This is a genomic window from Pseudomonas sp. KBN10P06128 (genome assembly GCF_037574945.1).
Taxonomy (GTDB): Bacteria; Pseudomonadota; Gammaproteobacteria; order Pseudomonadales; family Pseudomonadaceae; genus Pseudomonas; species Pseudomonas aeruginosa.
On the sequence record NZ_JBBELR010000001.1, the window covers coordinates 2,051,149 to 2,072,050 of the forward strand.

20 protein-coding genes and 1 pseudogene are annotated in these 20,902 nt (G+C 58.2%); 5 read left to right on the plus strand and 16 right to left on the minus strand.

All coding sequences use genetic code 11. The annotated features are described in order from the left end of the window. Positions 1–1,695: 1,695 nt before the first annotated feature. Positions 1,696–4,659 (minus strand): Tn3 family transposase, encoded by a 2,964-nt coding sequence (locus tag VQ065_RS09765; RefSeq protein ID WP_003086154.1) that lies wholly within the window; start codon positions 4,657–4,659, stop codon positions 1,696–1,698. A gap of 263 nt (positions 4,660–4,922) precedes the next feature. Here VQ065_RS09765 and VQ065_RS09770 point away from each other — a divergent pair, with 263 nt between their 5' ends. The 3 genes from VQ065_RS09770 (at position 4,923) to VQ065_RS09780 (ending at position 7,357) form a co-directional block, all read left to right on the plus strand. Beyond that, positions 4,923–5,921, plus strand: a complete 999-nt coding sequence (locus tag VQ065_RS09770) for a pesticin C-terminus-like muramidase (protein WP_023094874.1) — start codon at positions 4,923–4,925, stop codon at positions 5,919–5,921. Positions 5,922–5,928: 7 nt separating this feature from the next. Further along, the gene (locus VQ065_RS09775; protein ID WP_023094873.1) at positions 5,929–6,600 is read left to right on the plus strand and encodes a DUF3218 family protein; all 672 of its coding nucleotides are present in this window, start codon (positions 5,929–5,931) and stop codon (positions 6,598–6,600) included. A gap of 82 nt (positions 6,601–6,682) precedes the next feature. Beyond that, on the plus strand, positions 6,683–7,357 hold the full coding sequence (locus VQ065_RS09780; RefSeq protein WP_044286351.1) for a hypothetical protein: 675 nt from the start codon (positions 6,683–6,685) through the stop codon (positions 7,355–7,357). Between the two features lie 54 nt (positions 7,358–7,411). Here the strand turns inward: VQ065_RS09780 and VQ065_RS09785 are convergent. Next, positions 7,412–7,970 (minus strand): annotated as a pseudogene (locus VQ065_RS09785) (recombinase family protein). A gap of 399 nt (positions 7,971–8,369) precedes the next feature. Between VQ065_RS09785 and VQ065_RS09790 the strand changes: the two are divergent. After that, on the plus strand, positions 8,370–8,588 hold the full coding sequence (locus tag VQ065_RS09790) for a hypothetical protein (protein WP_023098794.1): 219 nt from the start codon (positions 8,370–8,372) through the stop codon (positions 8,586–8,588). Here the strand turns inward: VQ065_RS09790 and VQ065_RS09795 are convergent. The 12 genes from VQ065_RS09795 to VQ065_RS09850 form a co-directional block, all read right to left on the minus strand. Beyond that, entirely contained in the window at positions 8,585–9,244 is a 660-nt protein-coding gene (locus tag VQ065_RS09795; protein WP_011666760.1) for a DsbA family protein, read from the minus strand. The genes VQ065_RS09790 and VQ065_RS09795 overlap by 4 nt on opposite strands. Further along, positions 9,241–9,525, minus strand: a complete 285-nt coding sequence (locus tag VQ065_RS09800) for a hypothetical protein (protein ID WP_003086159.1) — start codon at positions 9,523–9,525, stop codon at positions 9,241–9,243. Before VQ065_RS09800 ends, VQ065_RS09795 begins: the two co-directional genes overlap by 4 nt. Beyond that, positions 9,522–12,464, minus strand: a complete 2,943-nt coding sequence (locus VQ065_RS09805; RefSeq protein ID WP_003086160.1) for a conjugative transfer ATPase — start codon at positions 12,462–12,464, stop codon at positions 9,522–9,524. Before VQ065_RS09805 ends, VQ065_RS09800 begins: the two co-directional genes overlap by 4 nt. Further along, positions 12,464–12,907, minus strand: a complete 444-nt coding sequence (locus tag VQ065_RS09810) for a TIGR03751 family conjugal transfer lipoprotein (protein ID WP_003086161.1) — start codon at positions 12,905–12,907, stop codon at positions 12,464–12,466. Before VQ065_RS09810 ends, VQ065_RS09805 begins: the two co-directional genes overlap by 1 nt. Next, the gene (locus VQ065_RS09815) at positions 12,885–14,390 is read right to left on the minus strand and encodes a TIGR03752 family integrating conjugative element protein (protein ID WP_003086162.1); all 1,506 of its coding nucleotides are present in this window, start codon (positions 14,388–14,390) and stop codon (positions 12,885–12,887) included. Before VQ065_RS09815 ends, VQ065_RS09810 begins: the two co-directional genes overlap by 23 nt. Then, complete coding sequence (locus tag VQ065_RS09820; RefSeq protein WP_023098793.1) at positions 14,374–15,258, minus strand: TIGR03749 family integrating conjugative element protein; 885 nt, start codon at positions 15,256–15,258, stop codon at positions 14,374–14,376. The genes VQ065_RS09815 and VQ065_RS09820 overlap by 17 nt, the downstream gene beginning before the upstream one ends. Then, positions 15,255–15,914 (minus strand): PFL_4703 family integrating conjugative element protein, encoded by a 660-nt coding sequence (locus tag VQ065_RS09825; RefSeq protein ID WP_003086164.1) that lies wholly within the window; start codon positions 15,912–15,914, stop codon positions 15,255–15,257. Before VQ065_RS09825 ends, VQ065_RS09820 begins: the two co-directional genes overlap by 4 nt. Continuing rightward, positions 15,911–16,297 carry a TIGR03750 family conjugal transfer protein gene (locus tag VQ065_RS09830; protein WP_003086165.1) on the minus strand — a complete coding sequence of 129 codons (387 nt, stop codon included), beginning with the start codon at positions 16,295–16,297 and terminating at the stop codon, positions 15,911–15,913. The genes VQ065_RS09825 and VQ065_RS09830 overlap by 4 nt, the downstream gene beginning before the upstream one ends. Before the next feature lie 10 nt (positions 16,298–16,307). Further along, complete coding sequence (locus VQ065_RS09835; protein WP_023098792.1) at positions 16,308–16,664, minus strand: TIGR03745 family integrating conjugative element membrane protein; 357 nt, start codon at positions 16,662–16,664, stop codon at positions 16,308–16,310. A gap of 17 nt (positions 16,665–16,681) precedes the next feature. Beyond that, entirely contained in the window at positions 16,682–16,921 is a 240-nt protein-coding gene (locus tag VQ065_RS09840; protein ID WP_003125330.1) for a TIGR03758 family integrating conjugative element protein, read from the minus strand. After that, on the minus strand, positions 16,918–17,256 hold the full coding sequence (locus tag VQ065_RS09845) for an integrative conjugative element protein, RAQPRD family (protein ID WP_023098791.1): 339 nt from the start codon (positions 17,254–17,256) through the stop codon (positions 16,918–16,920). Before VQ065_RS09845 ends, VQ065_RS09840 begins: the two co-directional genes overlap by 4 nt. 93 nt (positions 17,257–17,349) lie before the next feature. Next, positions 17,350–17,649, minus strand: coding sequence for a hypothetical protein (locus VQ065_RS09850; protein ID WP_003086170.1), 300 nt, complete (start codon positions 17,647–17,649; stop codon positions 17,350–17,352). A gap of 217 nt (positions 17,650–17,866) precedes the next feature. On the opposite strand from VQ065_RS09850, the gene VQ065_RS09855 reads away from it, so the two are divergent. Continuing rightward, entirely contained in the window at positions 17,867–18,133 is a 267-nt protein-coding gene (locus tag VQ065_RS09855) for a DUF2845 domain-containing protein (protein ID WP_223193886.1), read from the plus strand. 43 nt (positions 18,134–18,176) lie between these two features. On the opposite strand, the gene VQ065_RS09860 is transcribed toward VQ065_RS09855, so the two are convergent. Next, positions 18,177–19,286, minus strand: coding sequence for a hypothetical protein (locus tag VQ065_RS09860; protein WP_003086171.1), 1,110 nt, complete (start codon positions 19,284–19,286; stop codon positions 18,177–18,179). A 130-nt stretch (positions 19,287–19,416) separates the two neighbouring features. Next, a complete protein-coding gene (locus VQ065_RS09865) occupies positions 19,417–20,898 on the minus strand; it encodes a UvrD-helicase domain-containing protein (protein WP_003086172.1) in 1,482 nt (493 codons plus the stop codon). Positions 20,899–20,902 lie beyond the last annotated feature (4 nt).

Genomic DNA, 20,902 nt, shown 5'->3' on the forward strand with positions numbered 1-20,902 from the left:
GCTGCCGAAACAGTTATTTTTGTTGCTAAGAGGCAGGAAGGCTGCGCGGAGATTCCTACTAGTAAATTAGATAGTTGTTGTCTTCTGAAACAGAATTGAAGCGAAATTGGGGGTAGGGTTTTTCTAGGTGAAGGGTAACTCTAGAGAATTACAAAGGTGTGACGCAAATGTTGTATTTTTCTTGCGATATGAAGATGGGTGGTTGGGTCGGATATAGGTACTTTTCTCTATTTTCTTTAATTGCTCTCATCTATGGGTGTGTCGGTGGTGGAGGTGGATCGGATGAGATTGGGCAGCACTGCTTTGAGAGAGAGCAGAAGCTTTCCGGAGTTAATGATAATGAAGAGGGGAGTGTGAGGTTGAATCGGCTGAACTGCGATCCAATTGAAGGTCGTGTTCTTGAATCAGAGAAGCTGATACGAAAGCCGCCCAATGAGCTGGGTATTCACTGAATGAATAATTTTTAGCCTGGAGAGGTCTTCTTGAAAATGAAAAAATCACTTGTTATGTCGACTGTGCTTTTGGTGGCGAGCAATCTCGCGTGTGCTGATGAGGGCTCAAATGATGGAAGTGAGATATGTCGGGCGCAGGGTGGAGTTGAAATAACAAGTCTGGGGGAAGTCTCAAAGGGTGTGGATGTTGAAGATGTTGTAGTTTGTTCGATTCTTCCAAGTAATATGAAGTCGAGTCAAAGAGCGCCTACACTCCCTCCTCTGCAAAGGATGATCATTTCGGCAATGCCTTCACCAGGAACGGTCACTGTTTCTGCCAGCGGAGATAGGAAATTTACAACATCTTGCCGGGCAAATCTTTATGCTCCACGTTATGCCAATTTCTATCCAGACGGTGTTAGCAGGGGAACATCAGATCTACGATGTGTTGGTTACAATACACCCGGGAATTCATCTCAAGGGTGTAATGTGTCATGGGTCGGCCCGACCGACATTCAATTGGGTGTTGAGCCATATGGCGGATCTGTTGTTGTAAACTACAGTTGCACTGCATTCAAAACAACGATTCCAGTGATAATGAGCTACAGTTATCGTGATGGGCGGGCAGTGTATGGTGAGGTCCAGAATGTGTCAGGAATAATAAATGTGGTTTTGAACTAAGGGTGCGCCTTAGTAGGCTTTTATTTCAAGGTGTTCAGCTTGTGAATGTGCTGCAGGGCACTCTATAGAGTGCCCTGCATAGGCTGGAAGTCGTTTGGCTGAGGGCTAGTCTTTCGAGTTCGATATGGCACGTTGATGAAGGCTGGTAAAAAGTCCTGTCTGTGTGGGTGGCAGGCGAGTGGCGCGTTCAGACGCTAATGTGGAGTTCAAGGTAGGGTTCCGACGCCGAGGATCCTCTTTGGGTGGAGTCATTTGCTGAGCCATGCAGTTATAAGACAGGCTACGTGCTCCATTGACTTGGACATCGATACACGAAGATTCAGATTGTTCATCCGAGTGTGACTCCGCGGGCGGGGAGGCAGCAGTCTGCTGTGCCAAACTAACTATAGGCAACAAGAATATAATTCGAAGAATTTTAATAAGCATTCCAATCTCCTTAACCCTGAGGGTTGGATGAGATTCAATAGTAACCTCAAGCTATTAGGAAAGATGAACCGCCTATCGTTTTGTAGCCTTGGTTAGGTCAGGCACGCGCTAGTGAGTAGTACCAGGGGAGGCCGCAGAAAACGGAAAAAATCGTACGCTAAGGTTTTCCGGGCATTCGTAGCGGCCGAAACTTTCCGTCCTCCAGCCTGCGGCTCTGCCGCCAGACGTAATCGCCGGTCAGGTTGATGTGCTCCCATCCCAGCGGCGACAGGTATTGCAACAGCTCGTCGTCCACCGGCTTGCCCGTGTCGCCCATCGCCTGGGTGGCGCGCTCCAGGTACACCGTGTTCCACAACACGATGGCGGCAGTCACCAGATTGAGGCCGCTGGCCCGGTAGCGCTGCTGCTCGAAGCTCCGATCCCTGATTTCGCCAAGGCGGTTGAAGAACACCGCCCTGGCCAGGGAGTTGCGCGCCTCCCCCTTGTTCAGTCCTGCATGCACGCGGCGGCGCAGCTCAATGCTCTGCAGCCAGTCGAGGATGAACAGCGTGCGCTCGATCCGGCCCAGCTCACGCAGGGCCACGGCCAGGCCGTTCTGGCGCGGGTAGCTGCCGAGCTTGCGCAGCATTAGCGAGGCGGTGACGGTGCCCTGCTTGATCGAGCTGGCCAGGCGCAGGATGTCGTCCCATTGGGCGCGCACGTGCTTGATGTTCAGGGTGCCGCCGATAAGCGGGCGCAGCGTCGGGTAGGCCTGTACGCCCTGCGGCACATAGAGCTTGGTTTCGCCGAGGTCACGGATGCGCGGTGCGAAGCGGAAGCCCAGCAGGTGCATCAGGGCGAAGACGTGATCGGTGAAGCCGGCCGTGTCGGTGTAGTGTTCCTCGATCCGCAGGTCGGACTCGTGGTACAGCAGACCGTCGAGCACATAGGTGGAATCGCGCACGCCGACATTCACCACGCGGGTGCTGAACGGCGCGTACTGGTCGGAGATATGGGTGTAAAACAGCCGCCCCGGCTCGCTGCCGTACTTCGGGTTGACGTGCCCGGTGCTCTCGCCCCGGCCGCCAGCCCGGAAGCGCTGACCATCGGAGGATGAGGTAGTGCCGTCCCCCCAGTGAGCGGCAAAAGCATGGCGGTACTGATGATTGACCAACTCGGCCAGGGCCGCCGAATAGGTTTCGTCGCGGATGTGCCAGGCTTGCAGCCAGGACAGCTTGGCATAGGTCAAGCCGGGGCTGGACTCGGCCATCTTGGTCAGCCCGAGGTTGATCGCATCGCCCAGGATCGCGGATAGCAGCAACGTCCGGTCTTTGGCCTCGGCACCGTCCTTCAGGTGGGTGAAGTGGCGACTGAAGCCCGTCCAGTCGTCCACGTCCATCAGCAGTTCAGTGATCTTGATGCGCGGCAGCAACTGGCTGGTCTGGTCGATCAGCGCCTGCGCCCGATCCGGCACCGCCGCATCCAGCGGGGTGATCTTCAGCCCCGACTCGGTGAGGATGGCATCGGGCAGTTCGTTGTCCTTGGCCAGGCGGGTGACGGTGGCCAACTGCTCGTCCAGCAACTGCAAACGCTCTTCCAGGTACTGGTCGCTGTTCGGGTTGATCGCCAGAGGCAGGGTCTGTGCGCGCTTGAGCGCGGCGAACTTCTCTGCCGGCAGCAGATAGTCGTCGAAGTCGCGGAACTGCCGCGAGCCCTTGACCCAGATGTCACCGGAACGCAGGGCGTTCTTCAGCTCGGACAGCGCGCAGATTTCGTAGAAACGCCGGTCAAGCCCTTCCGGGGTGATCACCAGCGGCTTCCAGCGCGGCTTGATGAAGGCGGTGGGGGCATCGGCCGGCACCTTGCGCAGGTTGTCGGCGTTCATCTCGCGCAGGGTCTGCACGGCTGCCAGCACGCCTTGCGCGGCCGGGGCGGCGCGCAATTCCAGCACCTCCAGCAGGGCCGGCGTGTAGCGGCGCAGGGTGGCGAAGTTCTCACCGACCAGGTACAGGTGGTCGAAGCCCTCCGGCCGGGCCAGCAGTTCGGCCTCGCTGACGCTCTCGGTGAACTCGTCCCAGGGAATCACCGCCTCGATGGCGGCGTAGGGATCGCTGCCGCTTTCCTTGGCCTCCAGCAGGGCCTGGCCGATCTTGGAGTACAGGCGCACCTTGTCGTTGATCGCCTTGCCCTGCTTCTGGAACTGCTGCTGATGCTTGTGCTTCGCGCCGCCGAACAGCTTGACCAGGATGCGGTCGTGCAGATCGACCAGCTCATCAATCACAGTCGCGGTGCTCTCCAGTACCACGGCAGTTAGGGTCGCGTAGCGCCGTTGCGGCTCGAACTTGCCGAGGTCTTTGGGCGTCATCTGGCCACCCTCGCGGGCCAGCTTGAGCAGGCGGTTCTGGTGGATGTATCGGCCCAGGCCTTCGGGCAAGTCCACCAGTTGAAAGGTCTTCAGCCGTTCGATGTGTTGGAGCATGTACCGGGAATTGGGTTTCAGCGGTGCCTGCCGCAGCCAGGTCAACCAGGTGATGTTGCTGCCGGCTTTGAGCTTCAGCAGTTCGTCCAGTTTGGCTCGATGCGAGTGCGTGAGTGGATCGACCAGGGCGCGATAGACTCGCCGATTGGCTCGCGCAATGGCCTCCGAGCAGGCCCGGTCAATCACTCCCAGTGCCGGCAGAATGCGCCGCTTCTGCCGTAGGCTCTCCAGTGCTTGACCAGCCAGCAGCAAGCCCTTGTCGGTCTGCTGGGCCAGCTCGGTCAACTCGCGCACCAGGATGCGGAAGTCGGACAAGCCGAACGGCACCAGTTGCAGGTAGGAGCGCAGTTCCTGGGCATGCTCGCGGCGGGTCACGTCGCGCTCGCCGTACTTTGCCCAACTCACCGGGTCGGCCTGGACTTGCTTGGCCACCCACACGATGACCGGCTCGGGCAGCTCGCTGTCGGTGCCCAGCGCATAGCCGGGGTAGCGCAGCAGGCAGAGCTGCACCGCGAAACCCAGACGGTTGGCGTCGCCGCGCCGCTGGCGGATCAGCGACAGGTCGGAGTCGTTGAAGGTGTAGTAGCGGATCAGATCATCCTGGTTTTCCGGCAGCGCAAGCAGGGTGTGCTCCATGGTCGAGAGGATCAAGCGACGCGGCATTTATCAGACGTCCGTGCGTAGGTGGTGGCAGAGAGTTTCCCGGCTGATATTAGGGATTGGAGAACAATAGAGCCAAAACCAACGTAAACAGAAATAAACACTGGCCCAACAATGCCACTACCGATTTGACGATCTCGGTTTACATAAAAACAAGGAGAATCAGTATGTTAATCACCCCAGACGAAGGTTAGGTTGACCACAGCGCTACCTTCTGAGGTTATGAGCCATAGATTATGGCCGAACCTATCAGAACGGATACAATGATGACTAAACTCTACTTTGATCTACTGAGCTCACCTGCTGAGGCTCATTCGTCGATACAGAAGTCTCTATCTGCGCAGGCACTCTCCACAACTGTTCCAATATTAGAGTTTCCTTCGGAAACCGTATACGCCTATGCCTCGTACATAAGTGCATTAAGTATCGGTCAACGTATCGATCCCGCATTCACCCAGAGCTTAACGAGTGCCATATCCAACCTGGCAGGTCGCCCGGTTGCAGTAAGCGATATTTACCAAAAAATTCATGAAACCACACTGAGAACACCTGTCGAGATGGGTGTTCGCCCTAATAGCATCACCTTCGAAGAGTATCAGACCGCCATAAATCAGCAAGCCATCAGCATGGCTCAAGATATGCAAGATGGAGACAAAGGTGAGAAGGTTGAGGCCCTTCAGGCCAACATGCAGTTCCTGTATGGACAGGAGATAAATACTGATTTCGTCGCTCGCAACGAACTCGCTGCTGGGCAGAGAGCGAAAACCGTAGCAATAGTTCAGGGACATATCACTATCGGGTACGGCTTCGATACCTTCGTGCATGAAGAGTCCGAGCTAAACTCTTTGAATCTGGTTGATTCTACACGACAGAAGGTGTTACCTGCATTGCAGCTATCAACGTCCGACCCAAATTTCTGGAGTGTCTATGCTTCGCTGGGACAACGTCTCACGGATGATGATGGGCTATTACTGTTCAGTGCCAAAGCGCGAGCGGTTGTTCAACATCTGGCAGGCGACCAGTTCTCGGGTAGATGGGAGGGTTTACCAGCAGCGGTCAAGACGGTCGTCCTTGACCTCTATTATCAGTATGGTCAATGGCAAAAATTCCCAAAATTCCAACAAGCAATCATCAGTCATGATTGGCCAGAAGCCATCCATGAGCTCCGTAACTGGAACGGCATGCCGAATGATCCGAACTTATCTGTTACCAAACGTTTAGAAGAGCGCGCTAAATACCTGGCAATATCCTTCAACTATGAGTAATGAGGACATGGACGTAAACGACGTAGTGAACCAAGCGGAACAGATCAATCTTTACCAGAATCCGGGGCAGTCTATTTCTGGTCTCTACAAGGGGTTGGCTAACCAGTGCTCTCCCGGCCAGCCATTTCCAGAGGCAGAGCTTGTGGAGGCTTGGGATATCCCTCTCGTGCTCCATCCGGAGTTTGTTCCTAATGGAGACGCCTCTCAACTCGATAAGGAATACGGAACGATCCTTGCTGCCGAGTCTGCTCAGATTATTCTGCTTCAACTCCAAATGGCTCAAGACAGGGCTAAGGCGTGCGGAGAAATTACAGCCTTGATCAGTTCTATCTCCTCCAACCTCAATACCGTCAAGAGTCGTCATGGTGCTAGCTATCTGAACTTGCTGAAACAATCACCGAACCGATACCCGACTAGCGTCGGAGTTGAGATTATGTCAGGTGGTAGCCCAAACCAGGATTCTGGAATCGAGGTCTCTTACGGTGCCAATCTCGCCCGGCTAACTCAATCACAACTTCAGTCGATGAACCTGCCTGCCAGCCTCAAACAACTGCTAACTCAGGGAATCGGTGTGAAGCTTTCTCAGCCTGAGTATTGGCCTGCTTACAACAATATAGCCGCTGGCATTCGTTATACAACCGGAATGGCGATAACGCTTGCCTATTGGGCAACGGTTTAGAGATAGTTGAGCATTAGGGAGAAAAGAACAGGTGCCCAGATCAATCTGCTCGTTCATTTTTTTGTCCATAATCGCGCCCACAATGGCCCTGGCTGCAAAAATTCCAGCAAATGAGTATTCGCTGGGGGATGGAAGAGGCTATATCAACATCTGGCCTGTACGGGATGGCTCTCAGGCATTTCTTATCCATAACGACGGCCCTAATGGGGCTACATGCGGACTCAAAGGGGTACTTAGAGATAATAAGGGAAAAGTTGGGTCGCCGGAAAAATCAAATTTATGCCTACTGCGCATTACCCAGACAGGGCTGTTGTCAGTAAGTGTCAAGCGTGAGGCCAACTCGCCAAGTTGCTCTGGCTGGTGTGGTCCTAGAGTTTGGTTTGAAGGAGCCTACAACGTCCCACCCAAGGGTTGCTACTACATGCAAATAAGGAAAAAGACTAGGCGCGTTTCAGACTTGGTTGAAAAAAAGGAATTTGATGCTGCCTTCTCACTATCCAAGGACCTTTTATCAAAATGTCGGACTGAGTTACCCGATAGCACCAAGATATATCAAACGAACTTGCTCGCCATGATCAGCGCTGAAAAGGGAGATAGTGCTCGCTGTCTGGAGTATGCCCGTTGGGTGCAAAAACAAATTCCCGTAAGAGATGACGGTCAGCCGGCTGAAGACTTGCTTCCGGCAGAGCATGCTTTCGCACTGGAGCAACGCGCCAAGGCTGATGCTCTGTCTGAGCGGTGCAGCGGCGAGAAGTAATGGCGCACGTAGTAGGCGCGTAGTTCACTCTTCCGACTCTGCCTGCGGCATGAATCACTCGTTCGTGCGGAGGTACTGGTAGAGGGTCTGCCGGCTGATGTTGAACGCGCGGGCGAGCTGAGCCTTGGGCTCACCGGCCGCTGCCCGCATCCACAAGGTAGCTGCCTGCTCGTCGGACAGGGCCTTTTTGCGGCCCCGGTACGCGCCGCGCTGCTTGGCTAGGGTAATGCCCTCGCGCTGCCGCTCGCGGATCAGTGCACGCTCAAACTCGGCGAAGGCCCCCATCACCGAAAGCATCAGGTTGGCCATGGGCGAGTCCTCGCCCGTGAAGACCGGCCCTCTTTCAGGAACTCGAACGCACACCGCGCTGGGTCAGCTTCTGCACCAGGCGGCGCAAGTCATCAAGGTTGCGGGCCAGGCGATCCATGTTGTGCACCACCACGGTGTCGCCCTCGCGGACGAAGCTCAGCAGCGCTTCGAGTTGGGGACGCTGGGTGTCCTTGCCCGAGGCCTTGTCGGTGAACACCTTGCTCACCTGGGTCTGTTCCAGTTGGCGTTCCGGGTTCTGGTCGAAGCTGCTAACCCGGACATAGCCGATACGGTGTCCCTGCAAAAAGCAGTTGGGGAACGTTCAATCTCAGCCGTTCCGAGGCTTCATTCTCAGAACCAAGACGCAAAGGCCTGCCGGTACCGGCATTGAGGCTTAGCGTACGATTTTTTCCGAATTCCGCGGGCTCCCCTACCAAGAGTAAGCCGATAGCCAGGGGGCGTGGTGGCCCATTTGGGGAAGCGATGAAGAGGTGCGGGCTTGTACCGGTTCGAGGAAGGAATAGACAGCAGACAGGAACGCTTCCGATGAGGCAGCAGGAAATCATCAACTCGTAAGTGGTGTATTTTTTCGAGCCGTGATTGAGCGCTGCCACGTACATAAGTAGGGGTGACGCCTGCATGTCCTGGGTAGCATAATTCCTGTATGTAGCTGGCTAATTGATATTAAGGAGTGGTCGAAGTCATGGAGCGCTTGCTCGAGAGCATTTACATCAATGCTCGGCCGGCAATGGAGTTGAGGCTTAGCCTCACCAGCTCCGGCCGCAAGAGAATGGTAAAGATTGTGGATGGGGGGGAGGTCGAGGTTCTGCCAGGTGAAGTGCAGTGCATCCTGGAGGCCCAAAAGAGGGATGTTGGAATCCTCGCCGATTTCTTAGCCAAGAGTCTCTTGGCGCGACGCTAGAGATCCTTGGCTAGCCAGTCTATCGCCGACAGCAAGGTGGTCTCGTCGGCCATGCCTTCAAGCTTCACGCTTCGTCCCGTCTGGTTGTCCCGGATGACGAGGGTAGGGGTTGCTGTAATGCCCTTCGACCGTGCAATGTCGATGTCCAACTTGATATCTGAGTCAATAAGTTCGTTGTCTTTCGCACATTTCTCCAGTCGAGCCTGGTCCAGTTCAGGAAAGTCCAATGTGCCGCCAGGCAGCCCGCCCCCGTTGCCGGCCGACTGAGCGAAGATCGCATCGATAGCGCTCCAGAAGGCTTTGGCGCCGCCTTGGATCCCCGCGCACTCCACCAGGCGAGCCTGGTGGCGGGCCGCCTCGCCATGCATCTGCAGGGGAAGATGGCGCCAAACCAGGTTCACGTCCGGATGGCTGTCAACCCAGCGCTTAAGCCGCGGGGTGTAGACCTTGCAGAAGGGGCACTCCAGGTCGGCGTATTCATTGATCGTCCAGCGCGCTTTCGCATCGCCGTAGAGGCTGTGGTTGGCTGGCAGGCCCTTCACCAGAAGCTCTACCCCTACGGCGGATGCAGCCAGCAAGACCAGCAGCAGCCCCGCCCAGGGCAGGGCGGGACCTTGAAATCGTTTCGCTGCCCAGCCGCCCTTCAAGAGTCTCACGCTTGCCTCCGCTGTAGGATCTCCGCGCGGTCCACGGCCTCGATGAGCGCCTGTTGGGCCGTATCAGGCTGTGGATGTTGTTGCAGCCATTCATCCAGGAGCTGCTTTATCTGCGGGACGATATCCCGGCGATCGACTGCCCTCAGTTGAATCTGCTGCAGCTCCTCTATCAGTACAGGAGCGCATATCCTGAGCGTCTGCAGGGCATCCTCTTCGGGGTTCTGCAGGATCTGGGTCAGGTTGTCGATCAGGTTCTGGGTCAGCGAATTCAGAGCTCTCATTCGTCCTGGCACTCCACTGCCGGTTGGTCTGGGAAAACAATGGGGAAGGGTGGCAGGCCGCGCACCTTGTCGAGATCCGCTGCGACCTGCAAGGCCGCCTCGAGCTCGTCGCAGCCGGTGGCTTGCATGATGTTGTAGCGCTGGTTCTTTTCTTCGTTTTCGGTCATGGCCAGGGCCAGGTAGAGACTCGGGGGAACCACACGGACGAGGTATTCCTTGCCCTTGGCCAGGAGCACGCCCTCGGTGAACTTGCCGCTTTCCTTGCGGGCCGAGAGCATCATCGACTTCTGCGCCGGCGACAGCTCGCGGAACCTGGAGATCTTCTCTACTTCGTCGGGGGGCATGTTCAGGCACAACCACCACTCGATCATGTTCAGCATCGGAGCCCCGGAGGCTGGGATGTCGTCGATGTTCTGGGTGGCGAGCCAGAACCAGGCGCCCAATTTCCGCCACATCTTGGTGATCTTCATGGCGTAGGGCAGCAGCAGCGGGTGCTTGGTGATGATGTGCCCCTCATCGGTGATCTTGACGATTGGCCGGCCCTTGAACTGGTCGCGCTCGGCGATGTTGTTCACGGTGTTCAGCAGCGAGATGTAGGCGATCCCGAGCTGGGCGGCGTAGCCTTCGCGCGCGTAGGTCGCGAAATCCACCACGGTAAGGTCGGCCTCAGGCCAGGGCGTGCCTTCGCGATTGAACATCTCGCCGTCGGCGCCCATGCAGAACATCTGCATGGCTTCCGCCATTTCGGCCAGCCGTGCGCGCCGTTCTGGCGCGGTGCCATCGCTCCTGGAGGCCTCGTAGAGCGCATCGCGCACGTCTTGGGTCAGTACCGTGCGGTTCGCGGCGGCGCAGGTCCTGGCCGCCGCCAGGATCGCCTGGCGGACGGCGCTGCGATCGGCACGGGTCAGGCGCGCATCTTCCTTCTCTTCGCCACCGGTAATCATCAGGCGGGCGACGATCTCCATCTCGCCCAGGATGTCTCGCTGGTCGTCCTCGAGGTCGGCCTTGCTGCCCTGGACCGAGTCCGAGGCCTCGATGTCTTCGGCGTCCAGGACCTTCACTTGGTCGGGGCTCTCGACCAGCTTGATGGCGTCCGCGAACGGCGCCAGGCTGACGCCGGAGCCCGGGGCGAGGCGCACCCGGTGGACAGAGAGGCCAAACCGCTTGGCGAAGTCGGCCAGCAGGCCGAAGCTGTTGCCCGCTTCCGCGATGAACATCCGCGGCAGGTACATGGCGAGCATCTGGCAGATGAGGTTGGTCAGGGACGCCGACTTGCCGGAGCCAGTTGGCCCGAAGATGAAGCCGTGGGCATTCATCTGCCGGTCCAGCTTGTTGAACGGGTCGAAGGTCAACGGCGCGCCGCCACGGTTGAACAGCGTGAAGCCAGGGTGTCCGGTACCGGTGGTGCGCCCCCAGATGGGCGACAGGTTGGCGATGTGCTGAGCGAACATCATCTGGGTGTACCACTCCAGGGCTCGCTTCTCGTTTGGATCGAAGTTTGAGGGGAGCCAGCGCAGGTAGCTGTTCAGCGGTCCGACTTCGTTCTGCGGTTCGACCGGCACCAGGCCGGCGCCGAGCAGTACGTTGCTCAGGGTGATGCAGCGTTCCTCCAACTGGGTATGGTCGCGGCCGCGCACGAACAGAGCGATCGCTCCGCGATAGAGCTTGTGCTCCCGGCCGATCAGGCGTCGAACGGTGGCCACGTCCTCGCGGGTGTGGATCGATGCCTGGGTGTCACCAACGGCCTTTTTCGAGAGCTGCTGTAGATGCCCTTCCAGCATGTCCTGCGGCGTCACGACCATGGTGATGCACAGCAGCGTGTCCTCGGGCATTCGATCGAACAGGGCGTTGAGGCCATCGCCTTTGAGCGTCTCGCCGGTGAAGTGGCCTGTCAGCGGCGCTTTGTTCAACTGGTCGACCACAATCACTCGGTGCGGCATGGCATCGAAGAGCCATACGCCCTGGGTGGCATCGGAAACAGGCTGCCGATAGAACAGGTTCTGGGAGAAGTCAGTGCCGTCGGCCAGTGGCAATTCATCCTGCAGGATCGGTTCGTCCGGACGGCATACCAGTTCGTAGAAGCGACGTAGGTCCGCCTCGGCCTGGCCGAGGTGATCCGGGTGCGGGTTGAACCAGCGGATCAACCAGTTCCTGATCTCCTGTCCGCCCATGCGCGAAGCGACGATGCCGGCGTTCGCCAGGCCGCCTTGGATACGCTCGCAGATGGATTTCAGGTACGCCGCCGGGTCCTGTCCGCGAATCTGCGCATCCTCCTTGCGGATCCGGCGGTAGACGACCATCCGCACGCGGCGCTGTTGTCCTCGCCAGGGCAGCTTGCTGACGGCGGTGTCGACGAACAGTCCGCCCGGCTTCGAAATGCCCTCCAGGTGATGCTTCATGAGCGCCAGGTACATCTCGCTGAAGGCCGATCCTCGCGCTCGAGGATGGACGTACTGCCTCAACTGCTCCTGGAAATTGTCCCAGCTGATCTCGTCCTGGGCGTAGAACTGGACGATCCAGGGCGAGGTTTCGTGCTCGTCGAAGGAGTTCTGCAGGGCATCTTTCAATGCGTCCCGGGCGTTCTGCATCCAATTGGGATCGCGGCCCTCGGTGCCCAAAGGTACCAGCTCGAAGAAGACGGCACGCGAACGCCCATCTTCCAGGAGCATCACCTGTTCGTCGGGCAGGTACTCGGCCCAGGGCAGCAGGTCGACGAACGATGGGTCGTGATCGTAGAGGCGTGAAGCTTGAGCCTGCGTGGCGCCATTCTTGCTCCCGGTGTTGGGCAGAGGAATACCCATGGCAGCCAGTCGCGCCAGATAGCGCTCAGTCGCTTCCTCCGCGGCCGCTACGTCCAGCGCTCCTGAATCTTCGGGAGTGACTGCCGGTACCGACTGAGGCTGTGTGCGACCGCGCAGAAGGGTTTGAAAAAGGCCCATCAGTAGTCCTCCGTGCGCTCGCCCGGCATGGCGTACTGGACTCGCTGGTAGAAGGGGAACACGGTGGTGTAGCCCGGGACCGGGGCGGGATCGCTGCCGGCCAGGTGCGGGAACACATACAAGACCAGGTCGGGATTGGGCAATCGTTTGAACTGGCTGTGGATCTCGTTGCTGGCCGTGCGGGTGTAGTCGGCCTGGTCATTCGCGGAGGCAGCCTGCTGCGGATCGATTGGGCGCCGCAGCGTTTGCCTGGCATCGAGGAGCAGCCGGCCACGGCTGTTGCCTATCGAGCTGGTCGCACCTCGCTCCCAGACGTCGAGCATGTTGGCCTCGCCGTGGGGCAGCATCTCCTCCTTGCTGGTGGAGCACGCTGCCAGAACCAGCGTGCAGGCCAGGCCGGCGCAAAGACGAAGAAGGAGGTTAGTCCAGGTCTGCTGTTGCATGAGCGGCTCCAGAGCTGTAATCGACCTTGCGGCCCTTGAGTTCGTAGTCGATCGCAAGTTGCTGATCGAGATGCACGGCGACGCGCGCGCCCGGTTGCACGTAGACGGCGGCGAAGGCCTCCCCGTACAACTTGTTCATCCACTGCCGGATGTCGCTGACGCCGCCGGAGAGGATGCTGTTGAGGGCCGAGTTGCTGTTGGTTCCGGTCGTCCCGAAGCTGGTGCCGTTGCCGCTGAAGACGGTACTGGTGTTGTTCTCGTCGGCGTCCAGGAGCTTGGCGATGCCGGCCCCGGCTGCCGTGAGTAGGCTCTGATTGCCCAGGTACTCCTTGGCATTGGATCGGCGATCACCGGCGATGCAGGGGATGCCGTAGGGGTCGCTGATCCAGCCGAGACCGCCCTGGATGGTTTTCTGGTCGGCGCTGGCGGTCTGGTTGTTGTTGCTCTGGTTGTCATTCACCTCCTCGGCCGGCGCCGGGAAGGTGCGCACGGTCCCGTCGTTGAACACGAACGTGAGGCTGCGGATCTGCCCACGCACGCAGGAGAGTGTCCAGTCGCCCGAGGCGGTCCCGCTGGCTACCGCGCCAGCCACGTCCGGCAGCTCGATGCCGTTGGCGGTGAGATTGTCCGGGCCGATGAGGATTTTGAACGGGTAAGGATCATTGACCGTCCCGTCGACCGGCACACGACCGATCAGCGCGGACATGGCCACCGATCCCATGAGCGTCGAGTTCTGCGGCAGCGTGTAGGTCTTGCGGACGAGCTTGCGGTTTTCCAGGTCGGATCGCTGTTGGCCGACGGGGTGCAGCCCGTCATCGATCCGCTCCAGCGCGTTCTGTCCGCGATCGACCGCATTGCCGAAGGAGGTCGGGAAGCTGAATCCGCTCGGTTGGGTGGTGGAGCCGGCGGCCAGCGGCTGGCCATTGGCATCGACCGCGCGGGCGTCCTGGGGCTCGATCCAGACGATATCCGATGAAGACGAGCCCGCTCCCTGAAAGTGCTGGCCATCCTCTGGTCGCACGCCGAACCCGACGGGCAGGTCGGTGTCACCGGCCTCGGGAATGTGGGTTAGGTTCTCGAGCCGTTTCTGTACCTGGTCCAGGATCGTCTGGCTACGGTTTTCCTGCTGTTGCTGCAGTTCCTGGGCGGTGTTGTTGAGCTTCTGCTCTATGTTCTGATCGATGTTGCGCAGGCGGCCCTGCAGGTTCTCATTGGCGGCTTTGAGCGAGTCATTCTCCTGGATCACCTTGCTGATCTGGTCCTTGAGCTGCCGGCTTTCCGCCACGATGGTGCGTAGTGTGTCGGCGGGCGTGTCGCCGTCGATGCCCAGGGTTGCCGCTTCTTCCGACGTTACCGTCGGGGTTGCGGCACCTTGTGACTGCGCGCTTTCCTTTTTGCCCATCATGCTCACGCCGATCAGGATGGCGCCAATCACGACGGGGATGACCAGCAATTTCAGGAGGGGATTACCGGTCAGCGCCACGACGGCCTCCTTTGGGATCGATCTGGCTGATGGAGGAGGGCAGGAGCGCGTCAGCAAGGCCGCGGCCGCGCGTCACCAGATACACGGTAGTGGTGTCGGAAGCGTCGCCCCGGGGGCCCAAGTACGGGTGCTGGAAGGTCGCGGCGACGAAATTGCCCATCAGGTCCCTGGGATCCAGGGCCAGGTGCTGGGCGCTGGCGTTCTGCAGCTTCACCGCCGTGATGTAGTAGTCGTCCAGCCGCCAGGCGCCCAAGGCGGTAGCCGTGATGGGTAGGCTGGGGAGCAGGGTGGTCAGGTCGAGCTGTCGCTTGACGCGCACCTGACCGACGCCATCCACCGGTTCCACCGTGCGAAGCGGGGCATAGAGCATCTGCGCCGCATAGCGCGTCAGAACCACGGGGACGGGCGTTTCGCGCGGCACGGCCTTCGGTGCTTCTGCCTGCTCGGTCTGTTTCGCTGCTGCCGATGGCTGGGCTTCCCGGGGCTGGCCATAGTGCGGAGCCACGGGCTCGCCGGCGACGATCCTGACCGGCTCGCGCGGCTGTTGGTCGGCCGCAGCCTCGGTGGCGGCGATATCGATGAGCATCTGCTCGCCATTGGTCGCGTCCTGCAGGCGCAGGCGCGCTGGAGGAATCGGCTCGTTGGCGAGCAGGTAGAGTGCGCCGCCGGTACTCTGGACGCGCAGCTTGCCCTGCAGATCCCGAGGAACGCCAACTCGCACGTTTCTGTCGACAAAGACAATGCGTTCCTGGCCGACCGTCAATGGAATGGCCAACGGAATGCGCTCCCAGCGCAGAATCTCCACCGCGTGGGCCAGTGTGGGTAGGGCAAGCATTAGCAAGAGCGAGCCTGTCGACTTCCGGATCATAGACCTCCCTCCCGCTTGGTGGGGGCGGCCGGCTCCTCAAGCTCGATACGTTGAGGCGTGTCGGAGTAGCAGTCCCACTGCAGGCCGAAGGGATTAGTCTCCGGGTCGACGTCGGCGCGGATAACGTGCAACGGGTAGCGGGCCAGCGCCCGCTTGATCTTCTCGCCGGCGTAATACTCCGTGCTGTCCATGTCCAGGTTGACGGTCCAGTCATTGATCGAGTGCTGGATCACGCGGCCATTGCTCTCGCCAATGCCTCGACCGGGGATTTCCGAGGTGGTGCGCTCGCGTCCCCTGAGCTCGCCGGCGTTACGACGAAACTCGAAGTCTTTCTCCAGGAAGACTTTGCAGGAGGGAGTGAGGTAGGCGGCGTAGCGGAACAGGTTTCCCTTGTAGTCCACCTCGCCGTCCTTGGGCCAACGTTGCACCTGCTGGAAGATGTAGAGACCGAATGCATAGACACTCTCTGGCGGAATGTCCCACCACAACCGGGTGCTTCCTGAGCGCAAGTCGGGCGGAATGTGGATCCAGAGGTCCTTGCGGGCTTCCCAGACGCAGTAGGCCAGCACAACGATGACCATGCACAGGAAGCCGGTGATGAACCGGAAGGTGTTGATGTGTGCCTGCTGTTGTGCAGTGTGTTTTCTGAAACTCATGGGGACTCCGTGCGTCGACTGGTCCAGGCGCCGGAGCGCGTCACCAGGTGACGATTGCCGAAGACGGGAAGGCGCAGCGAGAGGGCCAGCTCCACCTGGCGGTAGAACCAGGTGTCAGGCCGCCCCCGCTTCATCCGCCGCAGGACGCGGCTGCCGATACCCAGGCCGAGGGCGCCGACCAGCAGCGCGCCCAGTGGAATGCAGGCAGCGTTACCTGCGACCAAGGCAGCCGGGATGCCAAGAACGAACCCGGCTGCTCCGCTGGTGAAGACCGTGATCCACATTTCGTCTGCGGTCAGGCCGCCGATGACCACCGGTTGCCGGTTCAAACGGGTCGGTAGGAAGCTGAGGGTGCCATCCTGAAACAGATGTTCTTCGGGCATGGGAAGGCCCTTACATGATGGCGGTGGCTTTGGTGACGAGATAAATGATCAAGATCAGCAGGCCGACACCTACGGCCACGCCCGCTCCGAGATCCGACCACTTCTTCTTCCCGTCATGGATGGCGTGATAGGTGCCGTAGGTATGCCAAGCGACCCCCAGAAAGACAGCCGCGCAGATGAGCAGCGCGAGGAGCATCGCTCCGTCATAGCCGAAGTTCTGGATGGTTTGCATGATGCCCGATCCCTCCCCACGGCTAGGAGCCTCGGGTTTGGGGAGTGCAGCCAAAGCGACACCGGGGAGCGCCAAAGTGATGGCAGCCAGGCTCCGGTAGAGGGCGGACAGTTTCTGGATGGTGAATTTCAGCATGAGTGTCTCCGTATTGGTTAGCTGAGGAGGAAGAAAGAGGTGATGCCGAGGAGGACCAAGATCCGGATCGCGGAAGCGCCGGCGGTGGCGCTGTCGAGGTTGTTGGTGGCCCAGCCGCGCCAGGTGCTGTACATCGCCCAGGCGGACCACAGCAGAAGGAAGGTCATCGCTGCTCCAATGAACAGCCCCTCGCCGGCCGATGGGGGAAAGCCAGCGGCGGCCTGGAACGCTGATGTCTGGGCTCCGCTCATGCTCACGGCATCGGCCCTCCGCGCAGGGTGTAACTCCCAGATAGGTCGGAAGGGTCACGCGGTTGGGCGCGGCTGGGCGTCATGTAGTCCTGCAGGCCTTGGCGGATGCGCTGCAGGTCAGCGGCCAGGCGTGAGTAGTCGAAGTAGAAGCGCTGTCCGGGCTCATCGGCGCCCTGGGCACTGCGGCGGGCAGTGTCCTCGAGGGCGTTGAGCTGCCGGATCATCACCTCCAGGTTCGCCTGCTCGGAGGCGCTCGCTGCGAAAGCTCCCTGTGCGACCAGCGCACTGCAGGCCAAGACGGTCAGGCAGCTTCGGCGAAGGGATGGATGTGGAGTGTTCACGGCGAATCTCTTGCAGATCAGGGTGCGATCAGCTTGCCGATCGTCCTGATTCCATTCCGCAAGAAATACTCGACGCGGGTCCGGGGTATTTTTTTATGAGGTTGCGCGCTTGAAAAACAGTAGGTAGCTGACGGGCAGAGCGACGCCCCAAGCCCAGCCTTGGGCGTTTTGATTGCCGATCTCGGTTACGCCCCGCATGAGTGGCTGAACGCTCACCAGCTCCCAGCCTTCCTGACCCAGACGCACGACCTCGGCCCAGCGCAGAGGGTTGAGCAAGGCGTGGTCGTCGGGTTCCAAGGTGTCTTCTTTGTGTTTGAACATCGCGACGCCCTTGGTGAGGGTTTTGTAGGGGATGTCGATATTCTCAATGTGGTATTCGAAGGTCTGCTTCATGACGTGCTCCTAGAGCGGTTCGAGTAGAACCGCACGGTTTCAAGAGCAGGAGGAGGGCCTCAACCGAAAATACTAGGCTTAGCACCAGTGAATTTCTGGTGGTTGGCGGGTTTAGAGACACGTATGGACGTCTGGGTGTATATTTCATATATATTTCTAAGGGAGACGGCTGATGCTTAGAAACATCTCTATTGGAGTTTTGCTAGCCATGGCTGCTATGTTGGGCAGTTATGGGGTGGCTGCCGCTACATTACGATGCGGGTCGGCAATTGTTAGTGAGGGCGACTTGATTGATGATGTGCTTAGAAAGTGCGGCAACCCTGATAGCCGTAAAATTGAAGGGCCCGCAGTGGATGGTAGTGGCTATATAGTGCGGGGGGCTGCTACTGTCGAAAACTGGGTATACGGACCAAGGAATGGATGGTACCAGAAGCTTAGGTTTGTCGATGGAAGACTAGTTCAGATAAAAGGCAGTATGGACTAGGGTATAGCCGTGGATGGTGTGTTTTCATCCACGGTTATAAGTCTCATCCGGCAGATGATATAAGGGTAAGGATATTTGCGATTGGTAGGCCTTGTGCGTCGGAAATAAACACGGTTGTACTGGCGCCTGCACGAGAAACTATCTGTTGTAGGTTGTTCGGATTAGACATGCCGCCGTTGTAATTGGCTTGGAATTGCTTGCTGGAACTTGCTATGTCTAGAAGTTCAAGTAGGGTGCTTTGGTTGGCGGATTGTGCGGAGTTCATGCTGATTGATGTGTTCGATCCTGCCGCTCGGAGCGCCTGCTGGATGTTGTTTGAAGTGAGTTGGGCACCATTAAAGTTGGCGCTGAATTTTTTAGTGTTGCCCGCGATGTTGATGGCCTGTAAAAGGGTGGATATATTCGCCGCCTGAGCGGTGTTGACGCTGATATTGGTACCCGAGGCCGCAGCGCTGATCGCTTGCTGAAGATTGTCTGCTGTTAGTTGTGCACCATTGAAGTCGGCGCTAAACTTTTTCGTGTCTTTGGCAGAGTTGATGAGGGCTAGTAGGGTGCTTATATTAACCGCCTGTGCGGTATTGACGCTAATGGATGTTCGGGTTCCTGCGGCGTCTAAAGCTTGTTGAATGTTGTTTGAAGTAAGTTGAGCGCCATTGAACTCTGCGCTGAATATTTTTGTGTCACCTGCTGCATGAATAGTTTGAAGAAGGGCGGTTATATTTGCCGCTTGTGCGGTATTGACGCTTATGCTGGTGTTTGTTCCTGCCGCATTTACTGCTCTAAGTAGGTTGTCGCTGCTGAGTTGGGCTCCATTGAATTCTGCGCTAAAATTCTTTGAGTTGCCTGCTGTAGATATTGCGGAAAGAAGTGTGTTTATATTAATGGCTTGTGCGGCTATTGTGGATACTCTGGTTAGTGATCCTGCTGAATTTATGACTTGCTGAAGGTTGTTAGCAGTCAGCTCTGCGCCGTTGAAAGTTGTTGAGAGGTTTTTTGTGTTTTCTGCAGTGGTTGTTGCCTTGAGAAGAGTTTCTATATTTAATGCTTGCGCGTTGCTTATGCTGATGCTTGTATTCTTTCCTGCTTTTGATAGGGCCTCTAGCATGTTGCTTGGATTTAGAAGGCGTCCGTCGAAATCAAGGATAAGTTTCATCTCAATGCTCCGCTGTGACCTAACGTTAAAGTCTTGGTGTGAGTACTTCCTAGGCTGAATGAGTTGGCTACAAATCTCTTTGCCTTATGTCAATATCAGGCATTCGCTGTGACCAATATCATTTTTTGAGTCATTTTTTACAGCTAGCTATCTGCTCCTTCAGTTTTCTGTCGTCCACGTACCGCTGCATGATCGACAGCACCAGACTGTTGATGGCGAGGATCTTCATCGCGCGGGTCACTGCGACGTAGATCAGGTTCAACTCATCGTCGCGCTTGCCTGGGTCGGTGTCGGGGGCCAGCGGGTCCGCGTTGAAGTCGTCGTACAGGCAAACGAAATCCCATTCCAGCCCCTTGGCCTTGTGTGCGGTGGTCAGGGTGATTGTTGCGTCCAGCTCATCGTCAAGGGTCAGTGAGCGAAGCTCAAGGATCCGCGCAGGCAGATCAGGGTAGGTCGATATGATCTTGATCGAGCGAAGCATCTCACCGTCCTGGCTGATCTCGGCGATCTCCACGTACTGGGTGTAGTCGCGGTAGTCACGAAGCAGTTTCTTGTTCTGGACGTTTTGGCGTAGGCCTCGGCTGAATGCGTACAGATCCTCCAGGTCGCGCAGCGAGTAACTGTCGATACCGCCTACCCAGTGGAATTTGGGCTCCGGATGATTGCGGACCAGCTGCAGGGCATTCTCGATGACGCCGATAACGGTGCGGTGAATGAAAGTGCGGTGAGGAAGGTCCGGCGGGAGGGACTTTTTCACCAGCGTCTGCGGACCCAGTCCTTGAAGTTTCCGTGTCTCGCCCTTGTAGGAGAGGATGATGTTGGCCACGTGTGCGATCGCGGGGCCGAATCGCCAGCTCTGGGTCAGGTAGTGCTCCTCGGCGCCGGCCATCCAGTCGCTGTTTAGGGCATCTTCTGCGCCCCTGAACCGGTAGAGTTGCTGATGGGGATCGCCGACGATAGCCATTCTGATGCGCTGCCAATGGGCAATGTCCGCGATCACTGGGTTGATGTCCTGCCCCTCGTCCAGGAGCATGCAGTCGAAGCGCTGGCTCAAATCGGGCTTGCTCAGTTGATACAGCTTCAGGTAGCCGTCATGGGGCATCAGCATGCCGGTGTCCTGGAGATCGACCATGCGCCTCCAGACTACTCGCGCCATGTCCAGGCCCTGCTTGAGGAAGCGTTCCTGGGCACTGGTGAGGAACGCCTTGTCGCGGAAGCGCGGGAAGTGCGGTCGGCCGAGCTCTGCGTCGGCGCTAGCCATGTAGTTGTTCAGCGTGGCCAGCACGTCACGTACCAACTCCCAGTCTTGGGTATCGAGTCCGCGGGCGATATCGGTCAGACGCAGGTTCTTCGTCTTCTTGTGGGCGTACTGGATGCCATACACCGCATGAGCCAGGCTGTGGGCGGTCTTGCATACTACGTTGCGGGGGAATTTGCCCTTCGCGGCCTTTTCCACCGAGCTGTTGTAGCAGAGGTAGAGGATTCTCAGGGTAGGGTTCGCCTTGGCAAAGCCCACCAGGGTGGTGGTCTTGCCAGTGCCGGCGAAGGCTCGCACCAGGATCTTCGATGCCTTCGACTGGATGATCGGTGACTGTTCGTGAGTCCACTGCACGGCG

Bases quoted from the DNA above. Each gene is read 5' to 3' on its own strand.
- VQ065_RS09775 (WP_023094873.1), top strand. From the start codon at position 5,929: ATGGACGTAAACGACGTAGTGAACCAAGCGGAACAGATCAATCTTTAC.
- VQ065_RS09810 (WP_003086161.1), bottom strand. From the start codon at position 12,907: ATGCAACAGCAGACCTGGACTAACCTCCTTCTTCGTCTTTGCGCCGGC.
- VQ065_RS09830 (WP_003086165.1), bottom strand. From the start codon at position 16,297: ATGCCCGAAGAACATCTGTTTCAGGATGGCACCCTCAGCTTCCTACCG.
- VQ065_RS09820 (WP_023098793.1), bottom strand. From the start codon at position 15,258: ATGATCCGGAAGTCGACAGGCTCGCTCTTGCTAATGCTTGCCCTACCC.
- VQ065_RS09805 (WP_003086160.1), bottom strand. From the start codon at position 12,464: ATGGGCCTTTTTCAAACCCTTCTGCGCGGTCGCACACAGCCTCAGTCG.
- VQ065_RS09765 (WP_003086154.1), bottom strand. From the start codon at position 4,659: ATGCCGCGTCGCTTGATCCTCTCGACCATGGAGCACACCCTGCTTGCG.
- VQ065_RS09860 (WP_003086171.1), bottom strand. From the start codon at position 19,286: ATGAAACTTATCCTTGATTTCGACGGACGCCTTCTAAATCCAAGCAAC.
- VQ065_RS09850 (WP_003086170.1), bottom strand. From the start codon at position 17,649: ATGAAGCAGACCTTCGAATACCACATTGAGAATATCGACATCCCCTAC.
- VQ065_RS09800 (WP_003086159.1), bottom strand. From the start codon at position 9,525: ATGAGAGCTCTGAATTCGCTGACCCAGAACCTGATCGACAACCTGACC.
- VQ065_RS09855 (WP_223193886.1), top strand. From the start codon at position 17,867: ATGTTGGGCAGTTATGGGGTGGCTGCCGCTACATTACGATGCGGGTCG.
- VQ065_RS09790 (WP_023098794.1), top strand. From the start codon at position 8,370: ATGGAGCGCTTGCTCGAGAGCATTTACATCAATGCTCGGCCGGCAATG.
- VQ065_RS09780 (WP_044286351.1), top strand. From the start codon at position 6,683: ATGGCCCTGGCTGCAAAAATTCCAGCAAATGAGTATTCGCTGGGGGAT.
- VQ065_RS09770 (WP_023094874.1), top strand. From the start codon at position 4,923: ATGACTAAACTCTACTTTGATCTACTGAGCTCACCTGCTGAGGCTCAT.
- VQ065_RS09825 (WP_003086164.1), bottom strand. From the start codon at position 15,914: ATGAGTTTCAGAAAACACACTGCACAACAGCAGGCACACATCAACACC.
- VQ065_RS09835 (WP_023098792.1), bottom strand. From the start codon at position 16,664: ATGCTGAAATTCACCATCCAGAAACTGTCCGCCCTCTACCGGAGCCTG.